The sequence below is a fragment of the Paenibacillus sinensis genome (genome assembly GCF_019904155.1).
Classification (GTDB): domain Bacteria; phylum Bacillota; class Bacilli; order Paenibacillales; family Paenibacillaceae; genus Paenibacillus_AQ; species Paenibacillus_AQ sinensis.
Genome location: NZ_JAHCMB010000225.1, coordinates 51,665 through 67,858, shown reverse-complemented (window position 1 = coordinate 67,858; position 16,194 = coordinate 51,665). Strand labels below are relative to the sequence as shown.

At 56.7% G+C, this 16,194-nt stretch carries 12 protein-coding genes; 1 reads left to right on the top strand and 11 read right to left on the bottom strand.

The features are described 5' to 3' along the window. Nucleotides 1–158 precede the first annotated feature (158 nt). The 3 genes from KIH86_RS26840 to KIH86_RS26830 form a co-directional block, all read right to left on the bottom strand. Nucleotides 159–467 carry a hypothetical protein gene (locus KIH86_RS26840; RefSeq protein ID WP_223084494.1) on the bottom strand — a complete coding sequence of 103 codons (309 nt, stop codon included), beginning with the start codon at nucleotides 465–467 and terminating at the stop codon, nucleotides 159–161. Nucleotides 468–591: 124 nt separating this feature from the next. Further along, nucleotides 592–1,614, bottom strand: a complete 1,023-nt coding sequence (locus tag KIH86_RS26835) for an AI-2E family transporter (RefSeq protein WP_223084495.1) — start codon at nucleotides 1,612–1,614, stop codon at nucleotides 592–594. Nucleotides 1,615–2,306: 692 nt separating this feature from the next. Then, nucleotides 2,307–3,497 (bottom strand): copper amine oxidase N-terminal domain-containing protein, encoded by a 1,191-nt coding sequence (locus tag KIH86_RS26830; RefSeq protein ID WP_223084496.1) that lies wholly within the window; start codon nucleotides 3,495–3,497, stop codon nucleotides 2,307–2,309. 702 nt (nucleotides 3,498–4,199) lie between these two features. On the opposite strand from KIH86_RS26830, the gene KIH86_RS26825 reads away from it, so the two are divergent. Beyond that, the gene (locus KIH86_RS26825) at nucleotides 4,200–5,690 is read left to right on the top strand and encodes a glycoside hydrolase family 5 protein (RefSeq protein ID WP_235775623.1); all 1,491 of its coding nucleotides are present in this window, start codon (nucleotides 4,200–4,202) and stop codon (nucleotides 5,688–5,690) included. Nucleotides 5,691–5,767: 77 nt separating this feature from the next. Here KIH86_RS26825 and KIH86_RS26820 read toward each other — a convergent pair whose 3' ends face one another. The 8 genes from KIH86_RS26820 to KIH86_RS26785 form a co-directional block, all read right to left on the bottom strand. After that, nucleotides 5,768–6,367 (bottom strand): isochorismatase family protein, encoded by a 600-nt coding sequence (locus tag KIH86_RS26820; RefSeq protein ID WP_223084573.1) that lies wholly within the window; start codon nucleotides 6,365–6,367, stop codon nucleotides 5,768–5,770. Between the two features lie 32 nt (nucleotides 6,368–6,399). Further along, nucleotides 6,400–7,632: a multidrug efflux MFS transporter gene (locus tag KIH86_RS26815; protein WP_223084497.1), complete on the bottom strand. Its 1,233-nt coding sequence runs from the start codon at nucleotides 7,630–7,632 to the stop codon at nucleotides 6,400–6,402. Nucleotides 7,633–7,911: 279 nt separating this feature from the next. Further along, a complete protein-coding gene (clpB, locus tag KIH86_RS26810; protein ID WP_223084498.1) occupies nucleotides 7,912–10,551 on the bottom strand; it encodes an ATP-dependent chaperone ClpB in 2,640 nt (879 codons plus the stop codon). 366 nt (nucleotides 10,552–10,917) lie between these two features. Beyond that, nucleotides 10,918–11,910: a DnaJ C-terminal domain-containing protein gene (locus KIH86_RS26805; RefSeq protein ID WP_223084499.1), complete on the bottom strand. Its 993-nt coding sequence runs from the start codon at nucleotides 11,908–11,910 to the stop codon at nucleotides 10,918–10,920. A gap of 227 nt (nucleotides 11,911–12,137) precedes the next feature. Continuing rightward, nucleotides 12,138–12,587, bottom strand: a complete 450-nt coding sequence (locus KIH86_RS26800; RefSeq protein ID WP_223084500.1) for an Hsp20/alpha crystallin family protein — start codon at nucleotides 12,585–12,587, stop codon at nucleotides 12,138–12,140. A 438-nt stretch (nucleotides 12,588–13,025) separates the two neighbouring features. Continuing rightward, nucleotides 13,026–13,892: a type II CAAX endopeptidase family protein gene (locus KIH86_RS26795; RefSeq protein ID WP_223110761.1), complete on the bottom strand. Its 867-nt coding sequence runs from the start codon at nucleotides 13,890–13,892 to the stop codon at nucleotides 13,026–13,028. A gap of 280 nt (nucleotides 13,893–14,172) precedes the next feature. Next, nucleotides 14,173–14,835 carry a response regulator transcription factor gene (locus tag KIH86_RS26790; protein ID WP_223084502.1) on the bottom strand — a complete coding sequence of 221 codons (663 nt, stop codon included), beginning with the start codon at nucleotides 14,833–14,835 and terminating at the stop codon, nucleotides 14,173–14,175. A gap of 2 nt (nucleotides 14,836–14,837) precedes the next feature. Then, nucleotides 14,838–16,025: a sensor histidine kinase gene (locus KIH86_RS26785; RefSeq protein ID WP_223084503.1), complete on the bottom strand. Its 1,188-nt coding sequence runs from the start codon at nucleotides 16,023–16,025 to the stop codon at nucleotides 14,838–14,840. Nucleotides 16,026–16,194: the final 169 nt, after the last annotated feature.

Below are 16,194 nucleotides of genomic sequence, written 5' to 3'. Positions count from 1 at the left end.
TTCATTATTATTCAGTACAGCGCTTCCAACAAGATGTAAAATAAAGGATTGAGGTTTGTTTTTTATAGGTATGCACAAAACGCCTGCAAGCCCCTGACCGAGCGGCTGCAGACGCTGGTCACATACATGCACAGGAAGCAGCAAAACTGCCCTTTGAATCACTCCATACTCACCATCGCCTCCTGCGGATCGCCCCCGTTCTGCTCGTGCAGCTTCTTCGCCACATCCTCTACAATGCCCTTTGAATGCCGCCAATCGGAGAAATCATAGGCATGCAGAAACCCGCCGATTTTATAGCTGTCGCTGTTAGCGGCAATCCATGCGTAATCCTGAGCGCTGACCAGCAAAATCCGTTCGGATATGCTGTTGATTTGTCCGAACAAGGGGTCTGTTACCGCATTCCCGACAGGGAAGGATCTTGCACCCTCGGGCGAATCGATGCTCAGCTCGGCGGGCTTCTCATCCATCACTCGTCCGTAGCCGTCATTGACATCGTATGGAAGTCAAAACACAAAGAAACCAACCCCCGCAAGGATTGGCTTCTCTCTAACTTATAATTTGATCCTATTACAGCTCCATCGGCTTTCACACCTAGGCCTCTTTCCCATCCGCCTTCCCGCGCTTGATGTCCAGAATATCCAGCACGAACACGAAGATCGGAATGCCAAGAATCAGGCCCCACACGCCCAGATAATGTTCGGAGAACAACAGCACAATGAACGTGTAGAACATCGGCAGATTCATCTTGGAGGACATCAGCTTCGGGTTCAGGAAGTAGCCTTCGATAAAGTGCAGTACAGCGATCATGATCAGCACATACACCACCATCATCAGGCCGCCAATGTTGTAGCCGATGATGCACAGCGGAATGAGCGAGATGATAAATCCGGCCACCGGAATGAGACTGAGCAGGAAGATCATGACGCCCAGCGCGAACAAGTACGGGAAGCCGAGGATGGTCAGTCCGATCACGGTAAACGATGTATTGAACAGCGCGATCAGAATCTGCGCCTCGATCACCTTGCCGAAGGACAGAATGAATTTCTGCCCGAAGTATTCCAGCTCGTTGTAGAACCACGCAATTTTGCTGTTCTTCATCCGGGAGGTGAAAGACACGATCCGGTTTTTTTCCAGAATGAAGACAAAGCTTAGAATAATCGACAGCACAAACGTCGTGCCCCAGTTGCCGATCGTTGTAATATAATTGAAACCACCTTGCAGGTACTTCTCATAATTAAGATCTTTCACCGTGGTGAACAAATATTGGACGATATCATTCTGCGGAATGTTGTCCGGAGTCAATGAGATGAGGAAGTTGGTCAACTGCTTGACCTGGTCGAATACCTTGGGCAGATAATGAACCAGCGCCAGCACGAGCGTTGTAATCATCGCCAAATAAAGGATAATAATGATCACTTTACTGTTCACTCGCATATAGCGGCTGATCCGCTTGCTCAGCAGCACCTGGAAGCTGTTCATGATATAAGCGATCAGAAACGTAAGCAGCACCAGATTGAGCATATCCCGAATCCCGTACAGCAGCAAGCATACCAGCAGTAAAACCCCGAATCTGCGGACCGTCAAGTTCGAAAAATAACGCTTAAGCAATTCCATTGTCTCTCTCCATTCGCCTGCATTTGACACTACATTTTATTCTACCCTACTCTGTGGCTCTCCGCACTCTCTAAGCTATACGGCATAACCAGCCATGTGTTTCAGCTTTACGTAAAATCTCGTCTTTCATACCCTTACCCGGCCGGTTGGACCCGTATGCAATACATAAATTAGCTGAAAATGCAAATATGCCCGTAAAGAAGCGGGGCAAGCTCTTGCAGGCGGAGAGCAGGACATAGACCGAAAAGAGGGGAAGCTCCTCATGAGACGGAGCTTCCCCTCTTTTATTGGAACAGATAGGTATTGCTTCAATTCGCTCCTCGGGACATCCTTGGATTTCCCGGACGTCCGGTTCGCCAAGAACGTACCTGTACAGCTTGAATTGGTCGGAAGGATACTCGGCGATATACGACCGTCTTGCCGTCCTTGCTCCATATGACTGAGGGCAGGCTTATGTAAGGCCGCTTGACGGGAAGATCGGTAACAGAGTCGTCCTCTTCCTTGAACAGCGCCTGTTTGCGCTCCGCTATGAGCCCGCAGGCGAAAGCCAGAACATCGCCGTCAGGGGACAGGAATCAGTCGAAGGAGGTCACCTCTTCCAGCTTGCTGTATACCGTCTCCCTCAGCATGTCAAAAAGAGAACTCGATCCCTTTATCCAAATCGGTCATCGAAAGCTCATAGCCCACCCGTCCTATTCCGACACTTCCACCGTTATCGCTCCCCAGCTCTCGGTGGCCTCACCCTCGCTCGGAAGGACGCTGAAAGTCGGAGCATTGATATAGATACGATAAGACCCCGGATCTTTCAGGGTAATCGTGCCGCTGAACGCCCCATCTTTTACCGGGCAATTTTGGGCAGCTACCCTCTTGAAGTCCTGCATGACATCCTTGTTGTCCGGCTCGTAACGCTGAATGACCAGCTTCAATTGTGTGACCGGATATTCAGGGATGTCGGCCACTCTTCCCGCAACCGTGAAGGATTGCCCGGCCTTGAGCTCCAAATATCCCCCGGACGGGGAGGTTACGGTCAGAGCCTTCGTTCCAGCCTCCGTCAGGCTTACCGGTACCAAGGATGGATCGACCGGATTATACCTCACCCGTATGCCTCCTGCACCCATTCCAGGTGAACTGATCTCCAGCGGGTTGATGCCCGGCTCCAGCTTAACGCTCACTTGGAGCCGGTTATAGAGCGCCCCGTTCAGGGAGATGTCCTTCCCGACGATCTGCGAGCGGACTTCATCGTTCCAGGCCCCCGCTCCGAGAGCGGACAGCGTGCTCGGCGTATACAGCCTTTTATCGTATAGTACGGTAAAGACTGCCTGCGCCTCTCCGGTCTCCCAGAATGGCTGCAGGACCTCCGCTTTCTTGTCGCTCCATCCCCAGACAAGCCTGCCGCTCGACATCCCGGACGAAATACCGAGCAGCGGAAGCGCCCGAACCGGAATATACATCGCCCCCTTGATCAGCAGCGGCGCCGGTATCGTATAGGTTTCAGCCGGCATCGCCTTGTCCTGTGCATCGTATATGAGGGTTGAACCCGCACGGAAGCGGAATTCACCCCAGTTCGTAACCACCCGGGCCTGATGCTTCGAAGAATCCCAAAGGGCGGAACTGGCTGCTCCCGAGCCGCTCAAGGCCCTAAGAGGAACGTACAGGCTGCCGGCACTCCGAACGGGCGCAGCCGTCTTAAAGGGTTGTCCGTCAAGGGATGCGCTCCCATCAGACAGGCTGATCTTCAGCTCGTGCCGGATCAGCTCGAATTTCATAACATCCTGAACCGCAGACACACTCCCGTCGGCAGAAGCCGTGGCAGATGACAAGCTCCCCCCAACAAGCAGCGTAATCCCCAGCAGCAGGGCCAATCTCTGTGTGAAAAATTTCATTCTCATTTCCCTCCCGCTTTCAAAATTATTCCATCTATTCTGACGGCTTCCCCGAACGAAAGTTACGCAGGCCGGACTCGAAATTCATGAAAAAATCGCTGAGGGAGGAATAGGGAAGTGGGCGCCTGCGCTTCGAAAAGCAAAATCAGCCCTTTGAAAATACCGGTCTTGCGATGAGCTTAAGGCCCGCCGCATGATGAGCGCCGTCCCGGATTCGGCAGGCAGTTTGTTGCGGAACGCGAAATCCACCCGCATATGTGTTGTTTGTTTTTCACATAACAAAAATAACGATATTATGTTTACTTCGCACGGAATTTTGTTTATTTACTAAATTTTTTATTTACTTATTAGATGTTATGTTTATTTACTACAGTTTTCTTTCCTAATATCGTGTCACTCCTGCACAATTAGAGAAATTTTTTCCACAAAGCCGCTAAAAACACAAAATAATTATATGTAATCGCATAACAATATGCTAATATCTGAATAACAAATCGATACTCCTTAACGCGGTGCTGGAGAACAGGACCGAGGTACAGAGAAGGAGAACAGCAGAAAATGAACGAGGGTATTTGATTCTATTGTAAGCGCAACCAAATATGTTGCCCTCATATCATGACAAGCATGGAGGTTATTTGTGAAACCGCTTGCTTTCATGTCACGTGGGTTTGCATAAAAAAAAATTTAATGAGGTGGTAATGCGTGTCTTTGCGTAAGTGGTCCATGACCTTGGTCGCATTTGTTCTGCTCTTCTCAGTAATCGTTGTCCCTCCGGCAAAAGTAAGTGCGGCTAGCGGATTTTATGTAAGCGGAACCAAGCTAATGGGTTCCAACGGCAGCCCTTTTATTATGCGGGGTGTCAACCATGCACACAACTGGTATAAGGATCAGCTCTCGACAGCTCTTTCGGCTATTGCCAAGACCGGCGCCAATACCGTCCGGATCGTGCTGTCCGACGGCAAGAAATGGTCGCTTGACGATGTAAATACCGTAAAAAATATCATCAGCCTGTGCGAGCAGAACAAACTGATCGCCATCCTGGAAGTGCATGACGCCACAGGAAGCGACAGCTATTCCGATCTGGACGACGCAGTGAACTACTGGATCAGCATCAAGGACGCACTTATCGGCAAAGAGGACCGCGTTATCATTAACATTGCCAACGAATGGTATGGAACATGGGATGGCTCTGGCTGGGCCAATGGCTACAAGCAAGCCATTCCGAAGCTGCGAAACGCAGGCCTGAGTAATACCCTTATCGTTGACTCGGCAGGTTGGGGCCAGTATCCGGCGTCCATCATTAACTACGGTACTGAAGTGTTCAATGCCGATCCTCAGAAGAACACGATGTTCTCCATCCATATGTACGAATATGCAGGCGGTAATGCGACAACCGTTAAGTCCAATATCGACGGAGTCCTGAACAAGAATCTCGCGCTCATCATCGGAGAGTTCGGCGGGCAGCATACGAACGGCGACGTTGATGAAGCGACTATCATGAGCTATTCCCAGGAGAAGAGCGTCGGCTGGCTGGCCTGGTCCTGGAAGGGCAACAGCAGCGATCTGGCTTATCTGGATATGGCGAATGACTGGGCGGGCAACTCGCTTACTTCCTTCGGCAATACGGTCGTTAACGGCAGCTACGGAATCAAATCGACCTCCGTGCTGAGCAGCGTATTCGGCGGCGGTTCCGGCTCAGGTTCCGGATCGGGCTCAGGTTCAGGCTCCGGAAGCTCTGCAACTACTTTATACGATTTCGAATCAGGAACCCAGAGCTGGCAGGGCAGCAACGTGTCCGGAGGCCCTTGGACAACGAACGAATGGAAGTCGACTGGAACTTATTCCCTGAAGGCTGATGTGAACCTCTCTGCCAATTCTGCGCATTACCTGTACTATACCGGCGACCAAAGCCTGTCCGGCAAAAGCACGCTGAAAGCGACGGTCAAACATGCTTCCTGGGGCAGCGTCGGCAGCGGAATCTATGCGAAGCTATATGTGAAGACCGGATCGGGATGGACCTGGTACGACAGCGGAGCGACGCTGATTAACTCTTCCGGCGGAACAACGCTGAGCCTGTCCCTAAGCAGTATCCCGAATCTGTCCCTGGTCAAGGAAATCGGCGTTCAATTCCTGGCCTCCTCGAACAGCAGCGGCCAATCGGCTGTCTATGTGGACAGTGTGACAGTTCAATAATCATCAACTACACCGTAGCATCCATGCTACGCAAGAATGCCCGGTTCGCTCCTGAACCGGGCATTCTTTATGGCGTTTTATAATCGCTTCATCAATTCCACGACCTGCTCTGTCGTGCGAATGCGGCCGATGCGGGGAAAGATCGTCTTGCAGACGTATTCATGCTCCTCTGCGTTTCTGGCCGTCATGGCATCCGTGACAAAGACCTGGTTGTAACCGTGCTGGTACGCCTCCCGGGCCGTCGTGTCAACACCGATCGAGGTGGAGATGCCGCAGAGCACGATGGTGTCGATGCCCCGGCGGCGGAGCTGCAGGTCCAGATCGGTTCCGTAAAAAGCGCCCCACTGGCGCTTGACGATCAGGTGTGCGCCGGGAACATCGCCCAGTTCAGGCACGAGCCGGTCGAAGCCCTCGGGCAGAGCCCCGCGCCCCGTCACCAGGTCCGTCTTCGGGGCCGGCGCATCCTTGCCGTCCGTCCAGGATACGGTGACGAGTACGATATACGCGTCCCGCGCCGCAAAAGCATCCTTCAACCTCACTGCCCGCTCCACGACCTGCGCACCTGAATAAGGCGCGGCCGGGGCAGTTCCGGCGATTCCGTTCTGCAGGTCGATGACGACAAGCGCCGTTTTGTTCGGGTCAAGCAATTCCCCGTTGTGACTCATCATTTCGTTCATATGCTCTCTCCATTCCGGTTTTTCATTTTCGTTCAAGCCTCGCCCTTCCGACCGGCGTTCACTGCAAATGTCTGTCTGTTCGCCTTCATTTTCCGGTACACATTCGTATACACCCAGACCGCGTTCAGCAGCAGCAGCGCGCTCGTAAAGGGGAACACGTACCGGACGCCAAGATGGCCGGCTATCTGTCCGCCCAGTACTGAACCGCCAAAGACGCCCAGGTATCCAGCCGAAATGGTGAATCCGAAGACCCGGCCCGTCATGTCGTCCGGCGTAATAATCTTCACCAGCGTATTAACGGAGGGACTGAGCCCCGCCACCGTAAGTCCCAGCAGGAAGCGCAGAAGCATCAGCTCCCATGGGGTGCGCACGAACGCCTGCGGTATGATGATAATGCCTGCTGCAATCAGGGCATACAGAATGACCTTGTAGGCGCCGACGCGGTCTGACATCCGTCCCAGCACAGGAGCGGCCAGCATGTTCGCCACACCCGACGCCGAGAAGATCAGCCCGGCCAGCAGGGCGACGTGGGCGGCGTTCTTCGTCAATTGATCGACATAGACGGTGATGACCGGCTCTACCGAATAGTTGGCCAGCGAGATCATGAAGAAGGTCAGGAACAGCGTTAGCGTCAGCTTTTTCTCCGGAACCCGGCTCCAGACCTGCCGCAGACTCTGCGTCTTCGTCTCCTTGCGGACAAAGTTCTCCTTCACGTACAGCAGCGTCGTCACGAATGCGATCAGCATGAGCGCGCCCGTGATGAAGAAGACGTTCCGCATGCCGAAGGTCTCGCCGATATACCCGCCGACCAGCGGCCCAAGCAGCGAACCGGCGATGTTCGCCGTCGACAGCGTGCCGAGCGCCACACCCGCATGCGCCTTGTCCGTCTGGGTCGCAATCAGCGTCGTGCAGGCCGTGCTGTAGCCGGTGATGACGCCCTGAAGCAGCCGAAGTCCGACCAGCACATACACATTCGGTGCGAATCCCATGCAACCGATGACCAGAGCCATTCCGAGGCTCGCCCGCAGCAGCATCGGCTTGCGGCCGAACCGGTCGGCGGCGCGTCCCCAGATCGGCGAGAAGACGGCGGAGACGATATACGTCACGCCGAACGCGATGCCGGAGAGCTGGGCGATATGCGAGTCGCTGCCCACTCCCAGATGCCGGATGTACAGCGGCAGAATCGGCGCAATCTGGCTCATCCCGATGCCGGTGACGAACATGCCGAACCAGCAGACAATCAAATTCCGTTTCCACAAAGGCATGCCTCAAGACTTCCTTCCGCACCAAGCGTAGATACGAATTGCCATGAACAATCCATAACCCATTGTATAGCCGGAATTCACCTTGGAACATGCACAAACCTGAACTCCATGGACATTTTTGCTGTGAAATTCGATGGACAGACTCTTCGAACCGCTTGGATGGCAGGCCCAAATATCCGGACGCGGTAAGTTCGTAATGACCAGGTACACTGTCAAATTACGCCGATAAAAAAAGCATCCCTCCGCCTCAACCAGGGCAAAGGGATGCTGAGAGAATGCTTATCGCGCCACCGAGGACATCGCTGCTGGGCGGCCGATCGATACGGACAGCTTGCCGTCCTTCAGATCCACCGTCAGCACCGAGCCCTCTTCGGCTTCGCCGGCGATCAGCGCCCGGGCAACCGGCGTCTCCAGGCTCCGTTGGATGAATCGCTTCAGCGGCCGCGCGCCGTACACGGGATCGAAGCCTTCCTTCGCGATGAAGGACTCCGCTGCGTCGGTCAGCACGAGACCGACCTGACGGTCTGCGAGGCGGGCCCGCAGGCCGTCCGCCAGCTTGCCGACGATCTGCCGGATTTCTTCAAGCGCCAGCGGCTTGAACATGACGATATCGTCGACACGGTTCAGGAACTCGGGGCGGAAATGGCCCCGCAGCTCCTGCATGACGCGCTCCTTGACCGCGGGCGTCAGATCGCCGTTGTCATCCGTGCCCTGAATGAGATGCGGCGAGCCGATATTCGAGGTCATGATGACAATCGTGTTCTTGAAGTCGACGATGCGGCCCTGCGAATCTGTCAGACGGCCGTCATCGAGCAGTTGCAGCAGGATGTTGAACACATCCGGGTGCGCCTTCTCGACTTCGTCCAGCAGCACCACGGTATACGGCTGGCGGCGGACCGCTTCCGTCAGCTGGCCGCCCTCTTCATAGCCCACATAGCCCGGAGGCGCTCCGACCAGCCGGGATACGCTGTGCTTCTCCATATATTCGGACATGTCGATCCGAATCATACCGTCCTCGCGGTCGAACATCGCTTCGGCCAGCGCTTTCGCCAGCTCGGTCTTGCCGACGCCGGTCGGACCGAGGAACAGGAACGAACCGATCGGCCGGTTCGGGTCCTTGATGCCTGCTCTTGCCCGCAGCACGGCATCGGCGACGAGCGATACCGCTTCGTCCTGGCCGACGACGCGCTTGTGCAGCGTCTCTTCCAGCCGCAGCAGCTTCTCGCGCTCGCCTTCGACGAGCCGGGTCACCGGAACGCCGGTCCAGCGGGAGACGATGTCCGCGATCTCGTCCTCGGTGACCGCCTCGCGCAGCAGCCGGGCGTCGCCGTCCTGATTCGCGGCTTCCTCGGTGGCCTTCACCTGCCGCTCAAGATCGGGAATGACGCCGTAGCTCAGCTCGGCCGACTTGTTGAGATCGTATTCCTCCTGCGCGCGCTCCAGATCCTTGCGCGCCTGCTCCAATTTCTTCTTCAGCTCGCGGATGCCGGAGATGGCCGATTTTTCTTTTTCCCAGCGGGCCGTCATTTCCATATGCTTCTCTCTGAGATCGGCCAGCTCACGCTGGAGCGATTCGAGCCGACGCTTGCTGGCGTCGTCGGTTTCTTTTTTGAGGGCAGCCTCTTCGATCTCCATCTGCATCAGCCGTCGGGTCACCTCGTCCATCTCGCCAGGCATGGAGTCGATCTCGGTCCGGATCATCGCGCAGGCCTCGTCGACGAGGTCGATCGCCTTGTCCGGCAGGAAGCGGTCCGTGATATAGCGGTTCGACAGAACACCGGCCGCTACAAGGGCACTGTCATGGATTTTGACGCCATGATGCACCTCGAACCGCTCCTTCAGCCCGCGCAGAATCGAGATCGTATCCTCCACATCCGGCTCGCTGACCAACACCTGCTGGAAGCGGCGCTCCAGCGCCGGGTCCTTCTCGATGTACTTGCGGTACTCATCGAGCGTCGTCGCACCGATACAGTGCAGCTCGCCCCGGGCCAGCATCGGCTTCAGCATATTGCCGGCGTCCATCGCGCCTTCCGTCTTGCCCGCGCCGACAATCGTATGCAATTCGTCGATGAATAGAATGATCCGCCCATCGCTCTCCTTGATTTCCTTCAGCACGGCCTGGAGCCGCTCCTCGAACTCGCCCCGATACTTCGCCCCGGCGACCAGCGCGCTCATATCCAGCGAGAAAATCGTCTTGTCCTTCAGCCCCTCCGGCACGTCGCGGCGGACGATCCGGTGGGCCAGCCCTTCGACGATCGCCGTCTTGCCGACGCCAGGCTCCCCGATCAATACCGGATTATTCTTCGTCTTGCGGGACAAAATACGAATCACCCGCCGGATCTCGCCGTCGCGGCCGATCACGGGATCGATCTTGCCCGCCCGTACCTCAGCGACAAGATCGCGGCCGTACTTCTCCAGCACCTCGTAGGTGGCTTCCGGCTCGCGGCTCGTCACCCTCTGATGGCCGCGAATCTCCGCCAGCACCTGCAGAAGCTTCTCGCGGGTAACGCCGAGAGCCTGAAAGACGCGGGCAACCTCGCCGTTCCCCGCTGCTCCACCGGAAGCCATCGCCAGCACAGCATGCTCTACGGCAACGAACTCATCCTGCATCGCGGCCGCTTCCCGTTCAGCCTCTTCCAGAACCGCAATGAGCGCCGGTGATGCGTAGCGCCGCATCGTCTGCGCGCCCGAGCCGCCGACGGACGGCTTGCGGTGCAGCAGTTCTTCCGCGCCCCGCAGCATCTCGGCGACGGGCACATTCATCTTCTGCAGCAAGCGGGGCAGCAAGCCCTCCTGCTGCTGAATCAGCGCCTTCAGCAGATGGGGGCTGTCGATCTCCTGATGTCCGGCGGCGCTCGCCAGCGACTGCGCTTCGGCCACCGCCTCCTGCAGCTTCTGCGTCAATTTGTTAAAGTCCATAGATGTCCCATTCCTTTCCTCTCCAAATTGCAGTACTCGAATCATTTTATTAACGATTGATTACGGGACAATTGATGTACAAGAACGTATTCCGGCGCCGATTGTCCGTTGCCGGGGGATAGTCGTTGGTAGGGATAGTTCGCTTCCAGGACGTCTCCCGGGATTGCCCGCTGGCGGGGATATAGTCCGTTGCCGGGGGGTCGTCCGTTGCCCCGGATAGCCCGTTGCCGGGAGGCGTCCGTTGCCGGGACGCCTCTCGGGATTTGCCCGCTGCCGGGGATATAGTCTGTTGCGGGGAATAGTCCGCTGCCCGGGGACAGCCTGTTCAGGGATAGCCCGTTGCCGAAGTTCTTCCGCCGCTGCGGATTATCCCCGTGAAGCCGCTCCGCGCCGCTGTCCCCGCTTCTTCATCCCCGCCTCATAGCCCGAGGCCTGCTCAAGCTGGCGGTACAGCGATTTCTCCGTTTCGCTTACGGGCTGCGGTACATCAATCTCGATGTCGAACAGCACGTCTCCATCGGTGCCGTTCTCCTTCTTCAATCCCTTGCCCGGAATGCGCAGCGTCTGGCCAGGCGCGATGCCGGCGGGAATCTTCAGCTTGACCGCGCTTCCGTCCGGCAGCACGGCCTTGGCTCCTCCGCCAAGCACGGCCTGCCAGGGCGCAATCCGCAGCGTTCCCCGCAGGTCGCCGCCGCTGACCTCGTAGGTGTCATGCGGACGAATCCGCAGCACTATCAGCAGCTCGTTCTCCTCGGGGCGGTCTCCACCGCCTTTTCCCGGCACCGTTACCACTGTACCGTCTCCCGCCCGGGGCGGGATGCTGACGTTCACCGTCCGGCCTCCCGCCTGGACGGTGACACTGCCTCCCTTGTACGCCTGGTCCAGCGTAATGTCGAGCTGGGCTTCCATCATGCCGCCCATGCCGCCCATATTGCCCATGCTCCCCATTCCGCCCTCGCCTCCGAAGCCGGCTCCCCCGCCTCCGGAGAAGAAGTCGAAGCCCGCCCGGTCCGCCGCGCCCCGGCTGCCGAAGAACCTCTCGAACAGATCGCCCTCCGGCATATCCGAGCCGCTGAACGAATAGCTCCATCCTCCGTCCTGCGGCCCCCGGGACGAGCCTCCTGACGATGCTCCACGTCCGAAGCCGTAAGCGGGAGCCTCATCATAGACCTTCCGCTTCTCTTCGTTCCCGAGCGTCTCGTAAGCTTCGGCGATTTTTTTGAACCGTTCCTCCGCCTCCGGCGCTTTGTTCACATCGGGATGCCACTGCTTGGCAAGCTTCTGGTAGGCTTTTCTGATCTCCTGCCTGGACGCGTTCTTGCCGACTCCAAGCACGTCGTAATAGCTCTGCTCCGCCACTTGTTCGAACCTCCTTTCATCCTCTACCCTTTTCTTCACCTGTTATCAGGGGTATAAACGCATATCCGCCCGGCTCCAAAGAAAAAGCGCATTATAGCGGGAATAACCATCTACAATGCGCTCCTTCTATGACTGATGTTCTCGCCCATTTCGGCACAGGCCTAAGCCGGAGGCCGGCGTTAATACCGATAAGCGGCCTCAGCGCCTGCCATCCTTACTCACTGAACTTACTGATCTTCGCCTTCGATTTCAATGCGCTTGCCGCCCGCCTGCTGCCGCTTCGGAACTTCGAGCTTCAGGACACCGTTCTTCAGGGAGGCGCGAATGCCATCTTCCTCAATGTCCTCGACATAGAACCGGCGGATGAATTCGCCATATCGGCGTTCTCTGCGTACAGTCTTGCCTTCCGTATTCTCTTCGGTGTTCTCTTCTCCGCGCACCGCCTTGATTGTCAGGTACGGGGCTGTATAGTCGATATCGATGTCGTCTTTATTAAATCCCGGAAGCTCCGCTTCGATCAGATAGCTGCCATCCTTCTCACGGATATCCGTGCGGAAAGACAGTGTGGAACTCTTGATCGGAGCGAAGAAGTCGTCGCTGAACAGATCGCCGAAGCTTTTCGCCAGCTGGCCGAAGGCCTCGTCACGACGTTTTCCAAATGGAACCAGATCAAACATTCTGCATTCTCCTCTCAAAATTCAAATTTGGGTCGGTCGGTTTGACTTTGACTTTATTTGACCTTATGCCTTAATTATAGTCCGTTGCACCGATGACTTCAAAGGGCATTTTCGCGTAAAACAAGCCAAAATCAGCCGTATGATCCCGTTTTACGAGGTCCAGATTTCCATTTCCATCAATTTGACCTTTTTTGACCTTTTGATCAACTTCTCATTGCTTCTCTCCTATTTTTTCTGAAAAAACCCTTTCTTATCCGTAAAAAAGTTCCTCGGCTTCTTTCGGCTACTCGACCCTCGTCTCCCTGACTGGCAGACTCTTTGGCTCTCCGGCTTTCACCTTCGACATCCAACATCCCGATTCTCCACTCACCGCCTAAATGAGCTCCCGCTCCGCCAAATTCCGAGAGATATCCTCCCGCAGCACCGCAGCCGCGATGTTTAAGCCGCCTTACCTGATTCAGCGCCCCGGGTACCCGGCGTCCGCCGCTTCCACAGGTACAGCGTCAGCCCCGCATAGAACAAGACGACCACGACGCTCATATCCCCCGCGATATACTTGGCAGCCTGCGACTGCTCCGCGAGCACGGTAGACAGGATCATCCAGAACAGGTTATGACTCGTATGCAGCATGGAGGCGGCCCAGACGCTTCCCGTCCGCAGACGAAGCTCGCCGATCACCGGAGCCAGAAAGACCGTGCTCGCCAGCGCAAGCGGGAGCAGAAGCCACAGATTCTCATTGCTGTGATATTCCGTCGTATTCAATATGACCGGAAAATGCCACAGTCCGTGGATGAGGCCGTTCAGCAGCATTGCTTTTTTCGTGCCCATTCCCAGCATGCGCGGCAGCAAATAGCCTCTCCAGCCCAGCTCTTCACCCATCGACTCCACACACACAGATTTCACATAGACCAGTACGATCACGGCGGGGAACGCCTTCCACGGGATTCCCTGAAAATCCGCCGGAATGTCCAGCTTCGACCAGCCCAGCGCCCAGACGATGCCGGAGCCCACAGCCAGGGGAATCAGAGGTATCAGCAGCGCAAAGAACGCCCCCCGCCATCCCGGCAGCTTCTTAAGACCAAGGGCTGCCCAGCCCTTGCGGGAATAACCATCGCGGGTCACAACCAGCATCATAATCAGCACCGCCAGAGCGGGTGTCAGCATGTAGAAAAAGCCGCTGATCCCGGGAATATAGCTGCATCCAAGCCCCAGCGCCAATACCAGCACCGTATAAATCGCCGCCTTGACGGAATCCTTCAATCCGGTAAACATCTTCATCATCCTTTTCTTCATCCGGTCACTCATGCCGGGAGTTGATTTCTTATGAATTCAGCTTACGGCAAAAAAGTCATACCCGGTCAGTGACGAACGGCTAAAAAGAAAAGCGCGCCCTCCCGGTAAGGAAAGACGCGCTATTAACGTGCGGTACAGGCGGCTGGCGGTGCGGCGGCATATGCGGATCAGACAAACCGTTTCCCCATAATTCGCCTAAAAGTCATGTAGGGGATCGCCCGTCATATGACCGGCTGCCCCGTCTGTGACTCTCCAGGGCATCGGCCGCTTCGGACTTCAAGGACTGGCAGCGTCAGAACAAACCCTCCTCAGCCGCCTTCCGCATGGCGGAGGCCCGGTTCTGCACATTCAGCTTGGAATAAATGCTGGAGATGTAGTTCTTGACCGTGCCCTCGGACAAATACAGCCGCTCCGCGATCTGGCGGTTGGCCAGACCGTCCGAAATGCAGCGAAGCACCTGCAGCTCGCGTTCGGTCAGGCCGCCGAATGACTCCTTCGCGGGAGCCTCTCCGCCTGTTATGCCGCCGCTTCCGGTCAGGCTCCGCGCGAACAGGGCGCGGGCCACCTCCTGCGTAATCATCGTCTCGCCCCGGCGGACGAGGCGGATCGCGCCCGCCAGATCGGCCGGGTCAATCGCCTTCAGGATATAGCCTTCCGCGCCGGCGTTTAGCGCGCCGGTCACAATATCCATCTCCTGAAAGGTCGTCAGGATGATGACCTTCACCTCCGGAAGCTTCGCCTTAATCTCCCGGGTTGCCTCCACACCGTCCATGACCGGCATATGAATGTCCATCAGCACGACATCGGGCAGCAGGCTTTCCGCCAGCGCCACGGCATTCCTTCCGTTCCCGGCCATGCCGGACACCTCGATGTCCGGATTCATGCCAAGGACGATGCCAAGGCTTTTGCGGATCAGATCCTGATCTTCGGCGATCAGCACGCGAATCTTATCCATATTCAGGCTCCTTCCTCCATCATCGTACTGCCCGCCAGCCGGATGGCCGGAACAGTGCAGACCAGCTTCATTCCCGCGCCGGGCGAGGATGACAGTTCAAGCGTTCCGTTCAAGCCTGCCAGACGGTCGCTCATCGACTGCAGTCCAAAGCCCTTCACGGGCTGATCAGTCCCGATCCCATTGTCCTCGGCGGTCAGAACCACCTCACTCTGTTGAAACGCCAGCGTAATCCGCGCTTCTTGTGCCATGCCGTGGCGCTTCGCATTCGTCAGCGCCTCTTGAAGGCAGCGGATCAGCGTCAGCCTGATTCCGTCCGGCAGGAGATACTCTTCGCCTTCCACTGCAAGCGGCACCTTCATGCCGGTATGTATTTCGAATTCGCCGGCGATCCGCCTCAGGGTCAGGCTGAGCCGGCGTTCCTCCCGCTCGGGGGCAATCGCGTGGATATGCCGCCTTACCTCGTCAAGGCCGCTCCGCATATGCGCCAGCAGCTCGCGAAGGCTGTTCTTGGCCTCCACAGGATCATGGTCCATCAAATAATAGACCGCATCCAGCCCCACGATGGAGGCGGTAAACGTATGCCCGACCGTGTCATGCAGCTCCCGCGACAGCCGTCCCCGCTCTTCGGCCAGCGTCAGTTCCTCGATCTGCCTTGCGTAGAGCTCCAGCGTCGCGTTCTGCTTCCGGATAATGCCGTACATGCTCCGGATTTGCTGGTAGGAATCAACCAGCCTGCGGAAGCAGAAGCCGATGACAAGAAGCACGAGCCAGTTGGCCAGCGCATCGACAGCTTCTACTCTCGAAACTTCCGGCAGTCCGCCGGCCAGCAGGATCGGAAGCGCCAGGGCGACCGGCAAGGCCCAGGCCAACTGCCTTCCCGTGCAGAGATAGCCGAGCGTCAGGAAGGGAACCTGAAAGAACGAGAATAGATGCCCTTGGCCACCTCCGGCCAGCAGGAACAGAATTCCCGTGATCGCCAGCTCGGCGGCGGGAGCCGCCCAGCGTGGAGCCTTGGGGCTCCGGTGCAGCGCCATGGGCAAAGTGAAGGACAGGACATACCCGAATGCTCCAAGCTCGAAGAGCAGAGGCGGGACCTGCTCCTGATGAAGGTACCACATTCCCGATATCCCCCACACCGCCCGGATCACGAACATGACCCCGTCCAGCCAGTGCCGTCTCGACACCCGCATATTCAAGTGAATCTCCCCTTTCCCCACAGCTTTCCTCAATTCGTTACTGCCGGTTCATTACTGTAAGAATAATCCACACAAAGGCTTCCCGGCTACCCCTTCCTGAATATTAGAAAAGCTCTAATCGGAGTCTTGCCGAAGAGGCTTCTGAGTCCTTTCCTTAGCGGTT